Annotated in this window: 19 protein-coding genes; 9 read left to right on the plus strand and 10 right to left on the minus strand. The window is 36.6% G+C overall.

The annotated features are described in order from the left end of the window. The coding region (locus KH893_RS06435; RefSeq protein ID WP_281165333.1) for an IS110 family RNA-guided transposase at positions 1–984 on the plus strand (984 nt) is incomplete at its 5' end. A 160-nt stretch (positions 985–1,144) separates the two neighbouring features. Here the strand turns inward: KH893_RS06435 and glpK are convergent. Next, complete coding sequence (glpK, locus tag KH893_RS06440; protein ID WP_281165334.1) at positions 1,145–2,659, minus strand: glycerol kinase GlpK; 1,515 nt, start codon at positions 2,657–2,659, stop codon at positions 1,145–1,147. A 346-nt stretch (positions 2,660–3,005) separates the two neighbouring features. Between glpK and KH893_RS06445 the strand changes: the two genes are divergently transcribed. Both KH893_RS06445 and KH893_RS06450 read left to right on the plus strand, forming a co-directional pair. After that, a complete protein-coding gene (locus KH893_RS06445; RefSeq protein ID WP_281165335.1) occupies positions 3,006–3,698 on the plus strand; it encodes an aspartate/glutamate racemase family protein in 693 nt (230 codons plus the stop codon). Positions 3,699–3,747: 49 nt separating this feature from the next. Next, entirely contained in the window at positions 3,748–4,509 is a 762-nt protein-coding gene (locus KH893_RS06450; protein WP_281165336.1) for a tyrosine-protein phosphatase, read from the plus strand. A gap of 105 nt (positions 4,510–4,614) precedes the next feature. Here KH893_RS06450 and KH893_RS06455 read toward each other — a convergent pair whose 3' ends face one another. From KH893_RS06455 to KH893_RS06470, 4 genes are all read right to left on the minus strand, one after another. Then, positions 4,615–5,310, minus strand: a complete 696-nt coding sequence (locus tag KH893_RS06455; protein WP_281165337.1) for a VIT1/CCC1 transporter family protein — start codon at positions 5,308–5,310, stop codon at positions 4,615–4,617. A gap of 4 nt (positions 5,311–5,314) precedes the next feature. Beyond that, positions 5,315–5,992 carry a VIT1/CCC1 transporter family protein gene (locus KH893_RS06460; protein ID WP_281165338.1) on the minus strand — a complete coding sequence of 226 codons (678 nt, stop codon included), beginning with the start codon at positions 5,990–5,992 and terminating at the stop codon, positions 5,315–5,317. 154 nt (positions 5,993–6,146) lie between these two features. Next, positions 6,147–6,788 (minus strand): NADPH-dependent F420 reductase, encoded by a 642-nt coding sequence (locus tag KH893_RS06465; protein WP_281165339.1) that lies wholly within the window; start codon positions 6,786–6,788, stop codon positions 6,147–6,149. Next, positions 6,785–7,846 carry an LLM class flavin-dependent oxidoreductase gene (locus KH893_RS06470; protein ID WP_281165340.1) on the minus strand — a complete coding sequence of 354 codons (1,062 nt, stop codon included), beginning with the start codon at positions 7,844–7,846 and terminating at the stop codon, positions 6,785–6,787. The genes KH893_RS06465 and KH893_RS06470 overlap by 4 nt, the downstream gene beginning before the upstream one ends. Before the next feature lie 347 nt (positions 7,847–8,193). Here KH893_RS06470 and KH893_RS06475 point away from each other — a divergent pair, with 347 nt between their 5' ends. From KH893_RS06475 to KH893_RS06490, 4 genes are all read left to right on the plus strand, one after another. After that, positions 8,194–8,748 carry an NADPH-dependent FMN reductase gene (locus KH893_RS06475; protein WP_281165341.1) on the plus strand — a complete coding sequence of 185 codons (555 nt, stop codon included), beginning with the start codon at positions 8,194–8,196 and terminating at the stop codon, positions 8,746–8,748. A 261-nt stretch (positions 8,749–9,009) separates the two neighbouring features. Further along, positions 9,010–9,777: a (Fe-S)-binding protein gene (locus KH893_RS06480; protein ID WP_281165342.1), complete on the plus strand. Its 768-nt coding sequence runs from the start codon at positions 9,010–9,012 to the stop codon at positions 9,775–9,777. A 15-nt stretch (positions 9,778–9,792) separates the two neighbouring features. Next, entirely contained in the window at positions 9,793–11,286 is a 1,494-nt protein-coding gene (locus KH893_RS06485; protein ID WP_281165343.1) for a LutB/LldF family L-lactate oxidation iron-sulfur protein, read from the plus strand. Then, the gene (locus KH893_RS06490) at positions 11,276–11,983 is read left to right on the plus strand and encodes a LutC/YkgG family protein (RefSeq protein ID WP_281165344.1); all 708 of its coding nucleotides are present in this window, start codon (positions 11,276–11,278) and stop codon (positions 11,981–11,983) included. The genes KH893_RS06485 and KH893_RS06490 overlap by 11 nt, the downstream gene beginning before the upstream one ends. 66 nt (positions 11,984–12,049) lie before the next feature. Here KH893_RS06490 and KH893_RS06495 read toward each other — a convergent pair whose 3' ends face one another. Continuing rightward, positions 12,050–12,910 carry a fructosamine kinase family protein gene (locus KH893_RS06495; RefSeq protein WP_281165345.1) on the minus strand — a complete coding sequence of 287 codons (861 nt, stop codon included), beginning with the start codon at positions 12,908–12,910 and terminating at the stop codon, positions 12,050–12,052. A 449-nt stretch (positions 12,911–13,359) separates the two neighbouring features. On the opposite strand from KH893_RS06495, the gene KH893_RS06500 reads away from it, so the two are divergent. Together KH893_RS06500 and KH893_RS06505 are read left to right on the plus strand one after the other, a co-directional pair. Further along, positions 13,360–14,226 (plus strand): DegV family protein, encoded by an 867-nt coding sequence (locus tag KH893_RS06500; RefSeq protein WP_281165346.1) that lies wholly within the window; start codon positions 13,360–13,362, stop codon positions 14,224–14,226. A 106-nt stretch (positions 14,227–14,332) separates the two neighbouring features. Further along, positions 14,333–15,091 carry a glycosyltransferase gene (locus KH893_RS06505; RefSeq protein WP_281165347.1) on the plus strand — a complete coding sequence of 253 codons (759 nt, stop codon included), beginning with the start codon at positions 14,333–14,335 and terminating at the stop codon, positions 15,089–15,091. A 3-nt stretch (positions 15,092–15,094) separates the two neighbouring features. Here KH893_RS06505 and KH893_RS06510 read toward each other — a convergent pair whose 3' ends face one another. The 4 genes from KH893_RS06510 to KH893_RS06525 all read right to left on the minus strand — a co-directional run bounded on the left by KH893_RS06510 (position 15,095) and on the right by KH893_RS06525 (position 20,026). Beyond that, positions 15,095–16,096, minus strand: a complete 1,002-nt coding sequence (locus tag KH893_RS06510; protein WP_281165348.1) for a glycosyltransferase family 2 protein — start codon at positions 16,094–16,096, stop codon at positions 15,095–15,097. 55 nt (positions 16,097–16,151) lie between these two features. Next, positions 16,152–17,579: an oligosaccharide flippase family protein gene (locus KH893_RS06515; protein ID WP_281165349.1), complete on the minus strand. Its 1,428-nt coding sequence runs from the start codon at positions 17,577–17,579 to the stop codon at positions 16,152–16,154. Between the two features lie 252 nt (positions 17,580–17,831). Next, positions 17,832–18,992, minus strand: a complete 1,161-nt coding sequence (locus KH893_RS06520; RefSeq protein WP_281165350.1) for a glycoside hydrolase family protein — start codon at positions 18,990–18,992, stop codon at positions 17,832–17,834. Between the two features lie 35 nt (positions 18,993–19,027). Further along, positions 19,028–20,026 (minus strand): glycosyltransferase, encoded by a 999-nt coding sequence (locus KH893_RS06525; RefSeq protein ID WP_486606292.1) that lies wholly within the window; start codon positions 20,024–20,026, stop codon positions 19,028–19,030. Between the last annotated feature and the right edge of the window lie 22 nt (positions 20,027–20,048).

The raw sequence follows: 20,048 nt of genomic DNA on the forward strand, positions 1-20,048 counted from the left end.
CTCAAACTTCAAGTAGTAGTCATCAATCCGCGAAGCACTAAGCGCTATAAAGATGTTTTCGAAGATAATAAAACGGATCGAATAGATGCTTATTATATTGCGGATTATCTAAGCATTGGCCGCTATTTCGTTGGAATTGTCAAACAAGAAGAATACCAAGCACTACAGCGGTTAACACGATCACGCTTTGAAATTACCAAGAGTTTGACGCGAGCAAAGCAACATTTTCTTGAAAATCTTTATTACAAAGTAAATAAGCTAGCAACTGGGGCACTTGAAAACTCTTCAGTTTTCAGTGCAACAATGTTTGATCTGATTACCGGTAAATTGACAATCGATGAATTAGCCCAGATGCCCTTGAAAGATTTAGCAGAACTGTTGAATAAGAAAGGACATGGCAAATTTGCCCAGCCTGAGAAATTAGCCAAAGCGCTACAAAAAGCAATCCGTGGGTCTTATCGTTTAGACAAAGTTTTAGCTGATTCAGTCGACATTGTTTTATCAGTTTACGCTAATGAGATCCGTAATTACCAAGGACTTATTAAACAACTGGATAAATCGATTGAGAAAGTTATTACTATTTTGCCTGAAAGTCAAATACTAGAATCAATCCCCGGAATCGGACAAGTTTACAGCGCAGGTATCATCGCTGAAGTCGGCCAAATAGAGCGTTTCAGCGACGAAACCAAACTGGCAAAGTACGCAGGTTTAGCCTGGCGCCAACATCAATCAGGAAATTTCAAAGGTGATCAAACACCTATGACTCACTCAGGAGATAATTATCTACGTTATTACTTAATCGAAGCTGCCGGTTCAGTAATTCGTTATGACGATACGATGCGAACGTATTATCAAAAAAAGTATTCTGAAGCCATCCGATCACCGCGCAAGCGCGCTCTCGCACTAACAGCACGAAAATTAATTAGGGTGATTTACACACTGCTCAGTAGACACCAAATTTATCAGAAAGAAGAACTGGTATAGCTAAGAAAATTCATTTTTAAAAACGTTTTTCTATCTTTGAAAAAAATTCATTTTTCAAAGGCTTAGTTAGTGTACGCTTTTCAGGTTTTCAACAAGCATATTCAGTTTTCAAAGAACTAAAATTCATCTTGACTTATAACCACATGTCTTGTAAAATTAGTCATTTACTACCATTCAAATATTTGAAACTTATTGTTGCCTTGACGGCATGCTGCCAGCCAGTATACAATTTCTGCTGTTGCTGTTTATCCATTTGTGGTAGAAATTTCTGACCGATTTTGAAAATCTGTTTCAGTTCATCAGGATTGTCCCAAAAACCAACTGCCAACCCAGCCAAGAAGGCCGCTCCCATTGCAGTAGTTTCGACATCAGCTGCACGTTCGATTGGGGTATTTAAAATGTCTGCTTGAAATTGCATCAAGTAATTATTCATCGCTGCCCCACCATCAACCCGCAGAACTGGGATTTTGATCTTAGTGTCTTGATACATGGTATCGACTACATCACGAGTCTGATAAGCTAGTGATTGCAACACGGCTTTAATAAAATCATTTCGGTTTGTACCGCGCGTTAAGCCAAAGACGGCTCCACGAGCATCAGCATCCCAATATGGTGCTCCTAAGCCGGTAAAAGCCGGAACAACATAGACTTCATCCTGACTCGTTGATTGCAGTGCTGCCTCTTCTGATGCAGGGGCACTATCAATCAAATGCATTGAGTCACGCAGCCACTGAATCGCTGAGCCAGAGACAAATACTGAGCCTTCCAAAGCATAGTTGACTTTGCCGTTAATTCCATAAGCAACTGTTGTCAATAAATTATTGGCTGACATGATCGGTTTCTCACCGGTATTCATAACAATAAAGGAACCAGTCCCATAAGTATTTTTAACCATCCCGGATTTTAAGGCTAATTGGCCAAATAAGGCACTTTGTTGATCACCTGCCATCCCCGCAATTGGCACCTCACTGCCATAAAAATGATAATGGGCCGTTTGACCGTAAACTTCCGAATTTCCTCGAACTTCAGGAAGCATAACTTTCGGGATCCTTAAAATTTTGAGGATCTCAGCATCCCAAGTTAAGGTATGAATATTAAATAACATCGTCCGACTAGCATTGCTATAATCGGTTACGTGAATGCGTTCACCTGATAATTTCCAGGAAAGCCAAGTATCGATCGTTCCAAACAGCAATTCGCCATTTTCAGCTCGTTTTTGAGCACCTGGAACACGATCCAATATCCAGCGAATCTTAGTGGCCGAAAAATATGGATCAATCAAGAGCCCAGTTTTTTCGTGAATCATTTGATCATAACCCGCTTTTTTCAGCTGCTGGGCAAGCTCATTAGTTTGCCTTGACTGCCAGACAATCGCATTGTAAATTGGTAAACCAGTTTTTTTGTCCCAAACTACCGTTGTTTCACGCTGATTAGTAATTCCGACGCCAGCAATTTGGGAAGGCTGGATTCCTGATGAAATAAACGCATTGGCGATCGTCGATAAAACAGCATTCCAAATTTCATTAGCATTATGTTCAACCCAGCCGGGATGCGGAAAATATTGGGGAAATTCACGTTGAGCATCAGCGACTTTCTTGCCTTGATGATCAATAATCAAAGCTCGTGTACTAGTTGTTCCTTCATCAATCGTTAGAATATATTTTTCACCATTCATCAAACTTCCTCCTTTAATGTTAGCGCTTACTATTTAACCATATACCAATTGGCAATTAATGCAAGCTATTTGGACTTTTGTTCGTAAAGTTAAAAGTAAAAATGTGGTTCTATCAGTAGTATACCGTGAATAATAATTTCAATCACCTTTAATTTCACAAACTATACCAATAGTTATAAATGCTCTCAAAGCTCAATTATTTCTTTATTAAGTGCACAACCAATTTGTTCATTATCAACCAAAATTTGAAACTTTCCCGTTACTTGTTGTTTACTACACAGTTCATTTAACATTTAAATAAGTGTATAATGATTTGGAAGTACTTTTAGAAGTGGTGTAAATAAACATGAAAAAACTTGGATTAATTGGTGGGATGGGACCTGTTTCAACGATCGACTATTATCAAAAACTCATTGCCGGCTTTCAGCAGGACCATCCTCAAAGCTGTCCGCCAATTGTGATCGACAGCCTAGACGTTTTTGAATTATTAAAGCTTGAAGAACAAAATGATCGCGCAAAACTGTTTCGTCAACTTGAAACTAGTATCGAGAATTTAACTGCAGCTGGTGCAGAATATGCAGCTTTGACTGCCAATACTCCCCATATGATTTTTGATGAACTTCAAGCAGCATCACCGATTCCATTAATTAGTATCCTTGATCCAGTCGGTGAAGCCATTAAGAATCATCAGCAAAAAAAAGTTGCACTTTTAGGAACTAAAATGACTATGAAATTACCTTTTTATTTTCATGGTTTAGCTAAACAAGGTATTGAAGTTATTGCTCCTGCTTCCCATCAAATTCAAACTATTCACCAAATTATTACAACTGAACTTGAAGAAAACATTTTTAATCCTGCAAGTAAACAGGTAATTTTACAAATCATTGCTGAGCTAAAGGCTAAAGAAAATGTCCAAGGCATCATTTTAGGCTGCACTGAATTGCCAAGATTATTAAATCAAACTGATTGTCAGCAAATTACAATTTATGATACAGTAGCTTTACACGTCAATAAATTATTAGCTAAAATGGAAAACTAAGTAACATCTAGTCAAATATAAATAATCGTCCCTAATAGGAGTTGATCTTTTGAACCAGCAGCAAAATTTTTCACAGGTCAAGATTACCAACCTGCGTGATATTGGCGGATATCGAACATCTGCGGGCCAGCTAAAAACGGGAATTTTTTTTCGAAGCGGAGAGCTTTATAATTTATCTAAAGAAGCTACCGATTTTTTAAGTCATGAGCTGGCAATCAAAAAAATCTTTGACTTTCGACGGCCAACCGAAATCGAAAATCGTCCAGACTCAAAAATTGCTCAAGCAACCTATGAAAATATCAGTCTTTTAAGCACTCCAGCACAAGCAAATCCGAGTCTTAAAAACATGGTCATTAATCCACACATGGAAAATTACATGTTTAAAGTCTATGCTGAATTAGTGCTCAGCAAGTCGGCTCAACAGGGATTGCATAATTTTTTATTAGAAGCCTTGTCTTTGCACAAACCGCTGCTCTTCCACTGTTTTGCTGGAAAAGATCGGACTGGGTTAGCAGCAGCTTTCTTATTGAAAATCGCCGGTGTTGCCGATGATGACATTTTCGATGACTACCTTAAAACCAACCAAGCACGTCAAAAAGCTAATCAGGAAATTTTAAATTATTTTGCTAATAAACTAAGCCCTGAAAAATTAAAGGAGCTAGAAATTTCTTTGTCAGTCAAAGCTGAATATTTAAAACATGCTTTTGATCAAATCACCGAAAACTTTGGCAACTTTGACAATTATCTGGTTAACGGTCTTAATCTGCCAGCTGATTATCAAGCCAAATTTCAAGCTACTTATCTTGAATAAGCAGGCATTTTTAAAATGATCCATTTTAAAAAGCCATGAAATCAACTTCCTCTATCCCATATAGAGAAGCTTAATTTCATGGCTTTTAGTATCTCATCTTTAAAATTACAACATAATTCCAACTGTATAATGAATGATCATTGTAACGATCCCAACAATTAGGTTCCGAAAAATTGCAACTTTCGTTAATCCGTTGCCTAAACGTGCACTTAGATAACCAGTCAATGAAACTGAGAGACAAACTGCTAAAATTGTTGCGATCCACTTGAAGCCATCCGGGCTTAAGGTCATGGCCGCGAGTGGAAAAATTCCCCCGGCTGACGCTGAGAATAACGAAGAAAATGCAGCATTCCAAGGATTAAAATAACGGCCTAATTTCAAATTATATTTAACATCAATGATCGTTTCCAGTGGCTTTCGGTGCATTAAATCTTCAGCAATTTGTTGCGCTGTTTCTTTAGAAACCCCTTTAGCTTGATAGAACTTAACTACTTCATTCAGTTCAACCGCAAAGTCGGTTTTCAGCAGTTCTTTTTCAGTCATAACCGCTGCTTTTTCCGTGTCACGCTGAGCACTAACGGAAGCATATTCTCCTGAAGCCATCGAAAAGGCACAAGCTAGCAAATCTGCCAACCCAGCAATAAAAATCGTAAACTGATTCGTGGTCGCAACCGCGACACTGAAGAGAACACCGACTACTGTTAAAATACCGTCATTTGAACCTAAAACTCCAGCTCGCAAGGTGTTTAACTTATCTTCCAAGGATGGTTTGCTTTGTTGTTTTAAAATTCTTTTGTCCATCTCTTCACCTTCCAATTAAAACACCAATCACATACGTAACCATCATCGTCAAAGCACCGGAAATCACATTGCGAGCTATCCCATGCTTCCAATTAGCATGGCCTAAAACAGCCGCTATCCAGCCAGTTATCACTAAAGCAATCATCACTGCTAAAAAGGTTGCTAAGATCCTTGTCGATGCTGGGAATAATAAAATTGCCGCTAAAGGCAAAACTGATCCGAGCGGAAAAGAAATCATTGAAGCTAACGCTGCAGCATATGGACTAGTAAATTGCTGCGGATCAAAACCATACTTTTCCCGCACAACTGTTACTAATGGATCTTTTCCCATCATTTCACTGGTTGCTTTTTCGGCTAATTCTTCTTTGATCCCCTGGTCAAGATAACGCTGTTTAACAAATTCAAATTGTTTTTCAAAGTCATTTTCTAATGATAGTTTTTGCTCAATCACCGCTTTTTTTTGTGAATCTTTTTGCGTGTTGACGGAAACATATTCACCCATCGCCATAGAAACCGTCCCAGCTAGCATCCCGGAAATTCCAGCTAGAAAAACCGCATAATTACTAGTTGTGGCTCCGGCTACTCCAATAACGATCCCAGCAACCGATAAGATTCCATCGTTAGCTCCCATCACAGCTGCCCGCATCACATTTACTTTTTGAGCTAAGCTTCTATTTTTCATTAGTTTCCCTCTAATTTAGAAATATTATAATTTAGTAAATATTATATTCTAATCAAAACAAGATGTAAAGTCCAAACCAATTAGTTAGCTAATAAAAGCAGATTTGCAATCTAAGATAACGATTGCAAATCTGCTTACTAGTTTACTTAAATTTTCAATTAATTTTCTTAGCATAAGTTTCTAAAATGACTTTTAATTCTGCTTTAGTAACATCTGCTCCGAAAGCTGGACTACCCGGCTGTAATAATTTCCCTTGCGCTAAAGATCCAATCACTAATGGATCAAACCCTAGTGAATCGACAAATTTTTTAACGCTCGCTAAAGCTATTGGCTGATTAGCAGCAATGGCAACTGCTTTTCGGTTAGGATTGCCTTGTGGACGAGGTGCCTCCAACAGTTCATGGTAGCCAATATGATTTAAAGCTTTAACTACTTGACTAGCTGACAAATGGTGTTGAATCTGTTCGCTGCTGGTTAAGCCAGGAGTCAAAACTTCCGCTAACAAACCGTCAGTCGGTCGCCAATAATTAGTTGCATCAATCACAATCTTGCCAGCAAAGTCTGTTTTGTCTAATTGCTTATAATGGCTCAAGGGAAGTGCCAAAATAACCAAGTCTGCCTGCCTAGCAGCCTGTTGTGTCGTTACAGCAGCTGCTCCTGGCAATAGGACCGCCACTGTCAATTCAATTTTCTCTGGCGTAGCAGAACCAGCAATTAGGACTTGATATCCAGCTTTCAAAGCTAACTGTCCTAAAACAGTCCCTAATTTCCCAGCACCAATAATTCCAATTTTCACTTTTGTTTCTGACCCTCCATTAGTAACTCCCGAACTTGCGGTACAACCTGGGTAGCATATAATTCAATCATTTTTAACCGTTCCTCAGCTGGTAAGCCACCCGCACCGTAAACCAGCTCAAAGCGGCCAGCACCTAATTGATTAATAGTCGCGGCCAAACGTTTAGCAACAGTTTGCGGTGAACCAACATAAAATGAACCAGATTCGATTTCAAATTTAAACTGAGCAGCTGACATCGGTGCCCAGCCCCGTTCATGACCAAGCTTAACGAAACTTTGCCGCAAATACTTCCAAGCTAAGCTGAAAGCTGCTTCATCAGTTTCAGCAATCACTCCATGTGAATGGATAGCCAAAGGATGCAGCTGCGTAGCAAATTGCTCAGTGGCTTTTTGATACAGTTTGACATATGGCAAAAAGCGTTCCGGCTTACCGCCAATGATTGCTAAGGTCAGCGGGAAATTATACCGAGCAGTTCGGACCACTGAAGCTGGCGTGCCGCCAACGGCAATCCGAACCGCTAAGTGCCCACTTTCTGTCTTTGGAAAAACATCTGCCTGTTGCAAGGCTGCTCGCGTTTTGCCAGACCAAGTAACTGGTTTTTCCTTTAACAACTGGTCAAAAAGATTTAATTTTTCTTCAAACAGCAAATCATAATCACGTAAATTGTAACCGTATAATGGGAATGATTCGGTAAATGATCCTCGGCCCAAAACGACTTCTGCTCGACCATTAGAAATTGCATCTAAAGTTGCAAACCTTTCAAAGACCCGAACCGGATCGTCGGAGCTAAGAACGGTTACCCCAGAAGCTAAAGTTATTTGCTTAGTTCGAGTTGCCAAAGCTGCTAAGACCACATCTGGACTGGAAATCGCATAATCGCTACGATGATGTTCACCTAGAGCAATTACTCCCAGGCCCAACTGATCAGCTAAGATACCTTCTTTGATTACTTGGCGAATTGCTTTAGCTTGAGAAACAGGTCTCTCTTGCTGGTCAAAAGGAATATCACCAAAAGAATCTAAACCAAAAATAATTTTTTGCGGATCGATATTTTTCATATTTCAACCTCTTTACTTATTTATTGTAAGTTAGCAAATTAAATATACTCAATCCGACGTTAATCTGTCAATGGGTTCAGCTTAAGATTATTTTTCTAAAAAGGTCATTTAAGCATTAATGATTATTCATAATTTCTTCAATTTTTGTCGGTATATTAAAAACATAGTCTTGAAAGATAAATAAACGCCAAGACTAAAATTCATATCTTTCTCTACTCCCTTTTTCTTCACAGTCAGTTCCCCCAAACTGCTGTGAAGTTTTTTTAGCCATAAATGTTGTTTTTTTTGTAACAAGTGGTATACTGTAAATAAAGCTTAGAGCTTACAAAAAGTAAGGAGTGTATTAAATGACAAAAACAGTTGGATTAATCGTTGGCAGCTTGCGTAAGAACTCATTTACCAGAGCGGTTGCTGAACAAATGGCTGCACAATTGCCAGCAGGTTTTGAAGTTAAAAGTATCGATATTAGCAAATTGGATCTGTACAACCCGGATCTTGATGATGAAAATCGGATTCCAACAAGTTGGACTGATTTCCGGAATGCAATGAAAACCGTTGACGCTGTTATTTTTGCTACCCCAGAATATAATCGTTCTGTTCCAGGCGGTTTGAAAAATGCTATCGATGTTGGCTCACGTCCATATGGTCAAAGTATTTGGGATAAGAAACCAGCAATCATTTTAAGTGTTTCTCCAGGTGCAATTAGTGGTTTCGGTGCTAACCATCACTTACGCCAGTCGCTAGTTTTCTTGAATATGCCAACTATTCAGCAACCTGAATTATATATTGGCAACGTTACTAACCTGTTAGATGATAACTTGAAGATCACCAATGAAGGGACACTTAAATTCCTTGGTGGAGCAATGCAGACCTTCGCTGATTTCATCAACAAATTAGCTTAAGTTGGCTAGGAGTCGGGAATTATTGTTTTCCGACTCTATTTTTTTTGCCTTAAAAACCCGCTTTAATTGTTTTGGTTGCCGATCCGCAAAAGTTTTACCGAAACCATCATCGATTAACTTCTTGGCAATAGATTTTGAGCGTTCTAATTTAAAATAAAATGCGCTATAATAACCTTGAATTATTTTTTAAAAATCAACTTTAGAGTTTTTGCAATCTAGCTGGTTAATTAATTGATTCTACCTTAAATGGAGGTGTTTTTAGTGAAAGTAGCAATTTTTTCGACTTGCGTTGTTGATTTAATGTTTCCGAATGTCGGCAAAGCAATGGTTGAAGTTTTAGAGCGATTTGGTTGCGAAACTTGCTTTCCAACTCAACAAATCTGTTGCGGCCAACCGACTTACAATAGCGGTTATCGTAAAGACAGTCAAAAAGTCTTTCATAATGAGGCTGATGCTCTTTTAGGAGCCGATGCTGATTATATTGTTGGACCAGCTGGCTCCTGTGTTGCAATGCTGCGCGGTTATCAAGAACTATTGAAAGACGATCCTGATTATGCAGATAAGGCGGGCGAACTAGCAAATAAAACTTATGAATTTTCACAATTTCTATACCGAATTTTAGGTGTCAGAAATGCTGGGGCTCAGTTAGATGCTATTGCAACCTATCATCGTTCATGTCACATGACACGCTTATTAGGAGAAAAGACCGCCCCTTATGCGCTTTTGGCTGAAGTTAAAGGTTTAAAAATGATACCTTTGCCACACGTTGAAAATTGCTGTGGTTTTGGGGGAACTTTTTCTGTTAAACAGCCTGAAATTTCAAAACAAATGGTTGATGAAAAGGTCAATGATATTATGAGCACTCACGCAGCTGTTTTAATCAGTGCTGATCCATCATGTTTAATGAATATTGCTGGGCGTTTCAGTCGACGAAATGAAAAAATAAAAATTATGCATATTGCTGAGGTCTTAAATCATAATGTTGACCCGAGTCGGATTCGTTTTGCTGATCAACCAGCAAATGTTTAAGGGGAGGTAAGTAATATGGCAGCAATTTCAACTAACAAAGAACCCTTTTTAACCCGCGTCAAAGAAGCCGAAGAAGATAAATTTATGCAAGCTTCTGTTGCCAAAGCCCAAGATGCTCAGTGGGAGAAACGTCCGGCAGCCCGTCAAGAACTGGGTAATTGGGAGGACTGGCGTAATCTGGGTGAACAGATTCGCCAGCATGTAATCAAATATTTGCCAGATTATCTGGAAGAATTCAGCAATAATGTTGAAAAGCGCGGTGGTCATGTTTTTTTTGCCAAAACTGATCAAGAAGCCACTGATTATATTAAAAAAATCGCTGAAAAAAAACATGCTCATAAAATCGTCAAATCTAAATCAATGGTCACAACTGAAATCAACTTGGATAAAGAATTGCTGAAGATCCCCGATACTTCTGTTTTAGAGACTGACTTAGCTGAATTTATTTTGGAAGAAGATGACTGGGATGAGCCGACACATATTGTTTTCCCAACCTTGCATAAGAATCGTAATCAAATTCAGAAAATTTTTCAGAAGCTGGGTTACAAGGGCAGCAACGAACCCGGCGAAATGGCTAAGTTTGCTCGACATTATTTAAGGGAGTCATTTTTAAAGGCCGACTTGGGAATTACCGGCTGCAACTTTGCTATTGCAGACCAAGGAATGATCAACTTAGTAACTAATGAAGGCAATGCTGATTTAACAATGGCGATCCCTGAAACTCAAGTTGTAGTCATGGGAATGGAACGAATCGTCCCAAGCCTCAAAGAAGCTGAAGTTATGGATAATTTGCTGTCTCGTAGCGCTGTTGGCCAAAAGTTGACAAGTTATTGTACTTTCGCTGGACCACAAGTTGCTGGTGAAAGTGATGGCCCAAAAGACTTTTATGTTGTTATTTTAGACAATGGCCGTTCCAATGCTTTGGGGACTGAGTTTGAACCAGTTTTGCAATGCATCCGTTGCGGTTCATGTTTGAATGTTTGTCCAGTTTATCGGCATATTGGTGGTCACGGTTATGGTTCAATCTACCCTGGCCCAATCGGTGCAGTTTTGTCTCCAGTAATTGGTGGTTATGATAAATTTGGTGATTTACCGTTTGCTTGCAGTCTTAACGCAGCCTGCACCGCCACTTGCCCAGTCAAAATTCCGCTACATAAATTGCTGATCAAGCATCGCGAAGTAATGATCGACAAAATGAAAATTGATCACAGTTTCAATAACACTTTGATGAAAGTTGCTGGTGTTGGAACTGCTAAACCGATCCTCTTTAAGATTGCTTTAGGTGGTGCCTACCTTGGCTCGGCTCCGCTTTCCAGAAGAAGCAAAACTTCCGTTGAAAACATGTATCAGTTTGGTCACATTGAAAAAGCGCCAAGTTTAGCTAAGGGTTGGACAGATGTTCGTTCACTGCCACGGCCAGCTAAACATTCTGAAAACTTCCGCAGCTGGTATAAAAGACATGAGGCAGCCAGAAAAGCAGCTCACAAGGACGGTGAAATTGATGGATAAACAAAATCGTGAGGACTTCTTAAATAGTATTGCTACTAAAGCTGGGCGACCAAGGCACCAACTGGCCGATCATCCCTTTAAGCCTTTAAATAATCTGCCTGAGGCAACTCTTTCTGGCAAGACGCAAGATCAACTTTTGCAAATTGCTAAAAAAAGCAGTGAAGTTGTACATGTTGACTTTGAAACAACCACAACTGTTTGCTTAGCTGATTTATTAAGAAAGTATGTTCAACACAAAAACATCCAGCAGCTGATCCTACCAACTACTGATGTGTGGGAAAAATTCAAATTAACTGATTGGCAAAAGGATACCGGCGTGACAACCAACTATTGGATTCCGCAAGCTCCTCGTAAGGAAAATATCCAACGTGCTCAAGACGCTGATGGTGCTATTGGTTTTGCTGATTTCCTATTGGCAGAATCTGGTACGATTGCCGTTGCAACTACCCCGGGACAAGGTCGGGCTTTTCACTTTTTGCCAACTCATTATTTAAGTATCGTCCCGAAAAGTAAAATCGTCCCACGCAGCCGCCAAGCAATGGTTGCATATGCTGAAAAATTTTCGAATGGCCAACTTAAAACCTCCAATATTAATTTGATCACTGGGCCTTCTAATTCTGGTGATATCGAAATGGTACTAGTTGTCGGTGTACATGGTCCGCTTGATATGACCTATGTTGTTGTTGAAGACCTTTAAAAGTACTAAAAGACTCTCAAATCAAGGTTAGGTGCTTTGATTTGAGAGTATTTTTAATACTTGCTTTTAACAATTTTTAATAATCGCCGTAAGTAGATTCATAACGCTGGCTGCATAGCTCAATCCAAATTTATCCAAATGAACCATTAAATAGTATAGTCGATAAAAGTTTAATCGTTGCTGATACCCCTTTGTCAAAGGTAAATCATGCTGATAAGCTTGGTAAAAATCCGGCGTAAAACCACCAAAAACTGTTGTGATTCCGATGTCAAATTCTCGGTCTCCATATAAAACAGCTGGATCGATTAGGACTGGTTGACCGTCAGCCGAAAAAGCAAAATTTCCTGCCCAAAAGTCACCATGCAACAGCACTGGTTGGCTTTGATGAACGGCTAACTCAGCTGCTATCACTTGTCTAGCCCGCTGATAGAGTTGGATTTGTGGCTGATGCCAAAAACTCTTCTTCTGCAAATGCTGAGCCAACCGATCTAACCGCTGTTTCAAAAATAGGTCGCTCCAGTTATCAGTCCAAGTATTTGCAAATGAAATACTGGTGCCTGCATACGGGAATTGATAGCCAAATTTGCCGTTTGGACTAGCTACTTGGTGTAATCTAGCTACTTGTTTTCCTAAAAGTCGCTGATCTCCTGAGCGGGTCAGCGACAAATAATCTAATAGCAAGTATGCGTCACCGTTAATTTGACCGTTAGCAATTACCCGTGGTGCCTTGATTCTAGCAAATTGAAAGTCCTTCAAGCCAGCAATTTCCCCTTGGTAAAAACTAGCATCCGTTTTCGATTGAACTAGCAAAAAGAAGTCTTGTTGAGCAGTTTGCAAATGAAAAGCTTGATTGACATCCCCACCGCCAACTGGCTGCCAAGTTATTATTTTCTCAATCGGTAATTGAGCTAGCCATTTTTGGTCCATTTATAGCATCTTCTTTCTTACTTAGATTATAGAAGCTCAGCGAATAATCTTCAAAAAATTGACTTTAGCGAGATTAACTTTTTCTTTGGAAATTTTTAAAAAAAAGCCAACCTTTAATTCATAATTTATTCACACTTTCCCTTTATAGTGTTAATTGTAACCTGATAAAACTTTTCATTTCTTTCCCTTTTTAACCGTATTTATCTTACGGATGACCATAAAAACCCCCCAATTTTTTATGGTCAATAGCTGGAGCAAAATTTTCTTGCTTCAGTTTTTTTCTTGCCTTAAAATAAGAACACTCGTAATCCAAAAGTTTTTTTGTTATAATTATAGCAGGTAAAGATTTGCATCTAGACTTCAAGTTTATGTTTGATTGACTTAAAAACCATTAATAGTATAATTAACTTGAGTGAATATATTGTATATCTTTTTAAGGAGCAATTCTAATGACAACATCCATCAAAATTTTGACTGATTCATCAGTTCAATTAACTGATGAAGAAATTCAAAAATATAATATTACGATCATCCCATTATCAGTAGAAATTAATGGTCACACTTATGTCGATGGCGAGGAAATCACTCGTCAGGAACTAATTGAAAATTTACAGGCAGGTAATTATCCTAAAACTAGCCAACCACCGCTCGGAAGATTTGTAGAAGCTTATAATCGCTTAGGGGCTGATGGCAGCCAAATAATTGCGATTGTTTTATCTGATGTATTAAGTGGTACTTACTCAACTGCTCAGACAGCTGTCAGCATGAGTGAAGCTAAGGTTACCGTTATTAATAGTAAATCAACCGATCGTGGTCTAGCTTTTCAGGTACTTGCAGCTGCTCAAGATGCTCAAGCCGGAAAATCAGTAGCTGAAATAGTTGAACATTGTCAGACTATTTATCATCGAACTCGAATCAATGTTTTGATCGACAATCTAGATTGTTTAGTCAAAGGTGGTCGAATCAGTCGTTTTGCCGGAGCATTGACTAAATTAATTAATTTAAAGGTCGTCGTTCAGCTTAATAATCAAAGCTTAGATGTGGTTATGAAAGGACGCAGTCGTAAAACCTTTCTTAAGTTTTGTGAGCAGATTGCCGCTCGTCATCAAACTCAAAATAACCCGATTCAGGATCTATCTTTATCAAATGTCGGTACCGATCCAAAATTTCTTTCTCGATTAAAACAGATTATCTTACCAACAAATAGCGAGCAAATTGGTTATTTAGCTCGTTTAACTAGTCCCATCATTATGACTCATACTGGCTTAAATGCTGTTGGCGTAATAACCTTGTCAGAAAAACCTGATGCTGATTAAAAAAGCAAATTCTTTTAGAATTTGCTTTTATTTTGAGACAAATTTAAATTATTGAGTTAAGATATTTATTGTTGCTTATAAAAAAATTAGATTGTGAGGAAAATTGATGGATACACCAAAATTTTCATTAATAACGATTGTCAATAATCAGCAGATGTTTGCTGACTTTAAGAAAAGTCTCTCATCTCAAATCAAAATTGATTATGAATTACTAAAAATTGATAATTGCCATCAAGAATACCAATCAGCACGCGAAGCTTATAACTCAGCAGCTCAAAAAGCAAAAGGCAAATTTTTAATCTTTTGTCATCCTGATATTCGATTTTTAGATCCTTTAGCATTACATAATATTGCTAATTATCTTTCTGAAGTTTCAACAGCAGGAGTGGTTGGAATAGCTGGGAGTCCATTTAACTTAATTAATAAAAATCGAATTATTTTATCAACAATCGTCCATGGTAACCCACCTATTCATGTTGGTGAAAAAATAAGTGAACCAGCCAAAGTTCAAACAGTAGACGAATGTTTCTTCATTTTAAGTAGCAGCTTTTGGAAATTGCATCCTTTTTCAGCTGAGAAAGGATGGCACTTATATGCTGTTGAGGAATGTCTTTTAGCAAGTTCTCAGAAATTTGAAAATTACGTTGTTCCTGCTCATATTTGGCATACCTCTGATGGAAAATCTGAAAATTATCAATATTACATTCACTTAAAACATTTAATAAAAAAATACAAAAACCAAGTACCCAGAATCAACACAACAGTCAAAATGTGGCCGACAAGAGGGTTAATGGCCAAAGTCTATGTTAATTATTGGCTGATGAATCGTTGGATAAAACAAGTTTTACATTTAAAAGTTAAATAACTTTTAAATGTGTTTCATAACTTTGTAAAAAAAATTCTTTAAATGAATTGCAATCAGTAAGTCCCACAATCTCCCTTTAAAAGTTGCAGTTTGATAATATTCAGGGAAACGGCGTAATTGTATTAGCGCACGAAGATTTTGCTGTTGATAAAATCCACGCCGGGCATGTAAATAATCATTAATATGCTTCTTCCTACTTTCAGAAAGTGAAAAATATTGAGAAATGGTACCAAAAGCTTCTATTAAGTTAGAAAACTCATTAATCTTGCTTTTTCTTAAATTCTCAAAAATTTTTATTTTGCCTGCAGATCCGGGATCAACAGAAAGACCAAGTGTATTTTGGGAATGAATCCGGTAGTCTATCAATGGCTCATTCAAAAAGCCACAGCCATTATCAATTGACGATAACAAATTCAAAAACCAATCATGTGGCAAAGAATAATCATATAATAAGATAAAATCGTCACAAATTTTTCGTGTTATGCACATTGAACAACCTGGTGAAATATTACGCTGAAGAATATTATCTAGTCCAAAAAAATTTAAGTTCTGCAATGGTTTAGTAGAATGCAAAAAATTAGCATTATAAAAGTTAGGTTTAAGAGCTACTTCAACTGGTTGCGAATTTTGATCAATTAGGCTAATTGCTGAATTTAATGTTCCTAATGATGGATTTTGTTGAATAGTTTTTGCCATAACTTCAATCTTATTTGGTTTCCAGTGATCATCCTGATCTGATAAAAAAATAAGATCCCCAGTAACTTTGGTAAGCAACTGAAAAAAGTTCTTTTTATATCCAAGATTTGTCCTGTTTATTTCAATTTTCCAATTTAAAAGCTTACTTTTTCTAATATAATTTTTTACGATTTCAACTGTACCATCTTGGGAGCAATCATCACAAATGATAACTTCATCAGGAAGCTGTGTTTGACATTTAATCGATTCCAATTGTCTTTCAATAAAATGTTCACCATTATACGTTGCTATTGCAACCGAAATCTTCATTAAAACTCATCCTCCATAATGATTTATTCAAAAATACCAACTATCCGTGAGAATTTCACTTATTCTTTTTCCAAATCATAAAAATCTCGTTAGCTTTATTCAATATTGTGGGTTTTAAAATAAAAATCATTCCAAAGTAAATTAGAATTCCTAGAACAACTTCAAAAAAGATCGACAGAACACTCGTATGTAAGCTTGTATTTAGCTTGAAAACTGGAATAAACATTGCTATTCCTGCTAAAAAATATTTAGGAACATTCAAAAATAATTTTTTAAATTCAATTCTATCTCTGATTACCCAGAACTGATAACCAGTAACACAAGCTTCCGAAATAACAGTTGCAATTATCGCACCATTTAGTCCCCAGTATTTAATTAATGGGAAATTAATAACAACATTGGCAATTGCTCCTATTGTTACTGAAGCAGTATATTCTTTTGTATGATTGGTTGGCAACAAATACTGATTACCCACTGCATTGCTCCAAGCAATTAAAACAACTACCGGTGTTTCAAATAACATTGCCTCGCCAACTGGAGTGAATCCAACCCCATAAAAATATGGCCCTAAATGCAGAGCGAGTCCGGCTAAGCCAAACATCATTGCAACACTCAAAAATGAAATAAAATCAAATGAATCATAAAGCATTTGATTAACCTTTTCCCTTTGACCATTAGCAAATGCATTTGCCACGTGAGGTAACATCACCGTACCGGTTGCTGTAGCTATAGCCAAAACTGTTTTGATTATGGTATCAGAATTATTATAATAGCCAGAATTAACCGTTCCTGTCATATATCCCAACATTGTCTTATTCAAAACCGCGTATATATTAACAGCAACCTGTGGAATAAAAAGGATTAGTGATGATCTGAAATGATGAAAAGGATGAAGGTTCCTAAAAGAAATTTTAACTACGGTTTCTTTTAAGAACAGCCATAAAGTAACATTTCCTAATAATGTTCCTAAGCCTAAAATAATTATATAAATTCCAAGATCTCCCTTATTCCTAACAAACACCAAAATAGCAATTAATGATAAAATCTTGACAGCGGCATTGCGAACAACTGTCTTTTTGAAATCCTCAATACCCATGTATAACCAAGATATATCAAAAAAAACAGCTACTAAGTTAATGGATTGAAATATCATATAAAGAGAATTTTTGCTAAAAGGCAGATAACATAAAAATACTATGAAAGTTAACCCTACTGTCATAGTTCTTAACAATATAATTTCCCAAAAGGCTTGTGACATTTTTTTTCGATCATTGCGTAAATACGCAATTTGTCGATTACCATATAAATTAATCCCTACATTGGCAAAAAGGACAAAGTAAGAAATAATTGAACTCGTATATGCATTGATACCAACACCAGCATTGCCCAAAACTCTACTTATGTAAGTCGCAGTGACTAGTGGCAATAAAACCAATAAGAGCTGGTAGCTAGCATTATATAAATAATTACGAATAACTTTCATGAAAAAATTTCCCTCGAATTCTTGTATCACGATTAGACAGTTGGCTAATTGCATATTTATGTTCTTTAATACCTAAACTAAAATTTCTTAAACACTTAATATGCAATTAATAAACAACTAATTATACAATATGCTAAACTGATATTTAAACTTTCAAATAAAAATTAATTTTAATAATTCTTAAACTTTGCCACTACAATTTCTTGCTATAGATTATTGCCAAAACAATAATTGAGTTAACAGCCAAAACCACTATTTATTCCTTAATATTCCAAAATGACGAACAATAAACGGTGCTTTAATAGCTTTTAAACTCGACCAGTTATTTGTACCATACTTTTCTTCAGTATAATGGACACCATTATACATAGATTGATTTTTGTTATTTATAATATAAGGATCAACGTATAATCGAATACTCTTTTTAAAAAAAACTGCCTCTAATCCCTCTGCAGAAGTATAGGAGTTCAAATCCACATTTAACGTCTGTGATGTATATGGACCTAAATAATTTTTTGAAACTGCCATCGTAAGTTTATTTTTAGCTACATCTTCATTCTTATAAAATAAAACATACCTTCCATGAAAATAAGTAAGATTCCCGTCAATCATGTTAGAAGGAAAGTCGTATCCCTTAATTGCTTTCCAATTGTTCTTGATTTGACCATTTTTACAATCAAAATCTGAAATATACAATTGAAAATTATGCGTTAAAACTGAATTTCCAGCCATTATAATATGATACCGACCTTTTTTATCTTTAAAAAATTCAGGTGCCCATTCAAAATGATTTGCAAACATTTTGGAATGTGGCCATGACATTTTTTCCCACTTTTTAAAATTCCTGGTCCTTATGAGCCCTTTTGTATAGACAATGTACCAATAACCATTGATTTTTGCAATGCTTGGATCACGAACATTCAACCTAGGATAACTAATGTTCAGCTTTTCCCAATTTTTACTATCATTTGAATAAATCAAACGTAAACTATCCTTACCTGTTTTAGTTCCATTATAGGTACGTGAAGTATTATAAGGATCAGATTGAAATCCATTATTCGCTGTAACCGTCATTGGTTGGAAAGTTGCTGCAACATATTTTGCATTCTTAAACTTTTTAACTTCTTGATCAAAATTGTTTGGTTTAAATTTTATTGTTAATTTTTGGGTTGGCTTTTTAAAGAAGATGAATTTCTTAACTGGTACATAACCCGGAACCAACTCTTCCAATTTACTTCTACTTAGTAACCTGTATGGCTTAGCATAAAAAGTTTCACTGTTTGCTCGTAATAAAGTCCCCTTTTCATCAGTGAAGCGAACCGTGATACGATACTCCTTGTTATTCAACCAACTAAACAAGCCAATAAAAGCTAAACAAATTAATATGAATAGCAATATAATTTTATTTTTCAAAATATTATCTTCTTTGAGTATTTATAAACTATCCGTTAACAAGCTAAAATCTTTTCAATAATTTGATGTGTATAATAACCCATTCGAAGTTTACATGCCATTTTGACAACATTTTGTTTCATCACTTTATATTCATCAATTGTTATTTCGCCTAATTTATTATCTATTTCACTCAGATCAGACACCGTAAAACCAATTTCATTCTCAAGGACAAAACTTGCAAGAGCAGCTTGATCCCAAATTATTATTGGAATACCAGAGCTGATATATAAAGAAGTTTTATGCGGATTATTATATAACAAGTACTGACCAAAAGTGCCTTGACAGGAATGAGGATCAGGTCCATCCCAAATTAAGCCAAAGTTCTGCTTTAAATGTTTACTTAGTTCCTCAGGTGAAAACTGTCCTGCTGGAATAATATTTTCACTGTGTTTTTTGGGCATATTAGGCCCATAAACAAATATTTTGGTCTGAATATTCAATTTTGATAAAAAACCCGATTTAAATAAATTTCCAGCAAAACATAAAGTTTTATTATAGGGAATTTCTGGTTGAACAGGCTGTGGATTATCATAATCAAAAATTCCAAGAACTATTTGCTTAGTTGTGACACCATGCTCAACCAGCCAAAGCTTCATTTTTTCATTATGAACGACCAAAATATCTGCCGTATTAAATATGTTTATTTCCCACTGAGCATGATCATTTTCAGTACTTTGCAATCCTTGGATGTCATGAATCCAGATCACCAGTTTCCCTTTGATTTTTTTTTTCAAAGCGATAACAATTTTTTTCAGCATATAATTTGACGGAATTGGATACTGTAAAATTACATTATTGATTTCAGCTTGGTTTTTAAAAATCTTTGCCAATTCAACCCTAGTATAATAAAACTTTGCAATTTTATTGGTATGGTACGGATTTACTTTAATCGAAATAAAACCAGCTTGACTTGAAAACTTAATGATATCTTCTTTTGCTTTGCTTCCTCCCATAGCGCCTGGGTCGTTGGAACTAATTATATAATTTATCATGAAACGCTCCTCAAATAACTTT

It is taken from the genome of Liquorilactobacillus sicerae, assembly GCF_029916425.1.
Taxonomy (GTDB): Bacteria; Bacillota; Bacilli; order Lactobacillales; family Lactobacillaceae; genus Liquorilactobacillus; species Liquorilactobacillus sicerae.

Coding starts and splice junctions, on each gene's coding strand:
- KH893_RS06445 (WP_281165335.1), top strand. CDS start 3,006: ATGAAAAAACTTGGATTAATTGGTGGGATGGGACCTGTTTCAACGATC.
- KH893_RS06525 (WP_486606292.1), bottom strand. CDS start 20,026: ATGATAAATTATATAATTAGTTCCAACGACCCAGGCGCTATGGGAGGA.
- KH893_RS06470 (WP_281165340.1), bottom strand. CDS start 7,846: ATGAAAAATATCGATCCGCAAAAAATTATTTTTGGTTTAGATTCTTTT.
- KH893_RS06510 (WP_281165348.1), bottom strand. CDS start 16,096: ATGAAGATTTCGGTTGCAATAGCAACGTATAATGGTGAACATTTTATT.
- KH893_RS06500 (WP_281165346.1), top strand. CDS start 13,360: ATGACAACATCCATCAAAATTTTGACTGATTCATCAGTTCAATTAACT.
- KH893_RS06475 (WP_281165341.1), top strand. CDS start 8,194: ATGACAAAAACAGTTGGATTAATCGTTGGCAGCTTGCGTAAGAACTCA.
- KH893_RS06455 (WP_281165337.1), bottom strand. CDS start 5,310: ATGGACAAAAGAATTTTAAAACAACAAAGCAAACCATCCTTGGAAGAT.
- KH893_RS06495 (WP_281165345.1), bottom strand. CDS start 12,910: ATGGACCAAAAATGGCTAGCTCAATTACCGATTGAGAAAATAATAACT.
- glpK (WP_281165334.1), bottom strand. CDS start 2,659: ATGAATGGTGAAAAATATATTCTAACGATTGATGAAGGAACAACTAGT.
- KH893_RS06515 (WP_281165349.1), bottom strand. CDS start 17,579: ATGAAAGTTATTCGTAATTATTTATATAATGCTAGCTACCAGCTCTTA.
- KH893_RS06485 (WP_281165343.1), top strand. CDS start 9,793: ATGGCAGCAATTTCAACTAACAAAGAACCCTTTTTAACCCGCGTCAAA.
- KH893_RS06505 (WP_281165347.1), top strand. CDS start 14,333: ATGGATACACCAAAATTTTCATTAATAACGATTGTCAATAATCAGCAG.
- KH893_RS06460 (WP_281165338.1), bottom strand. CDS start 5,992: ATGAAAAATAGAAGCTTAGCTCAAAAAGTAAATGTGATGCGGGCAGCT.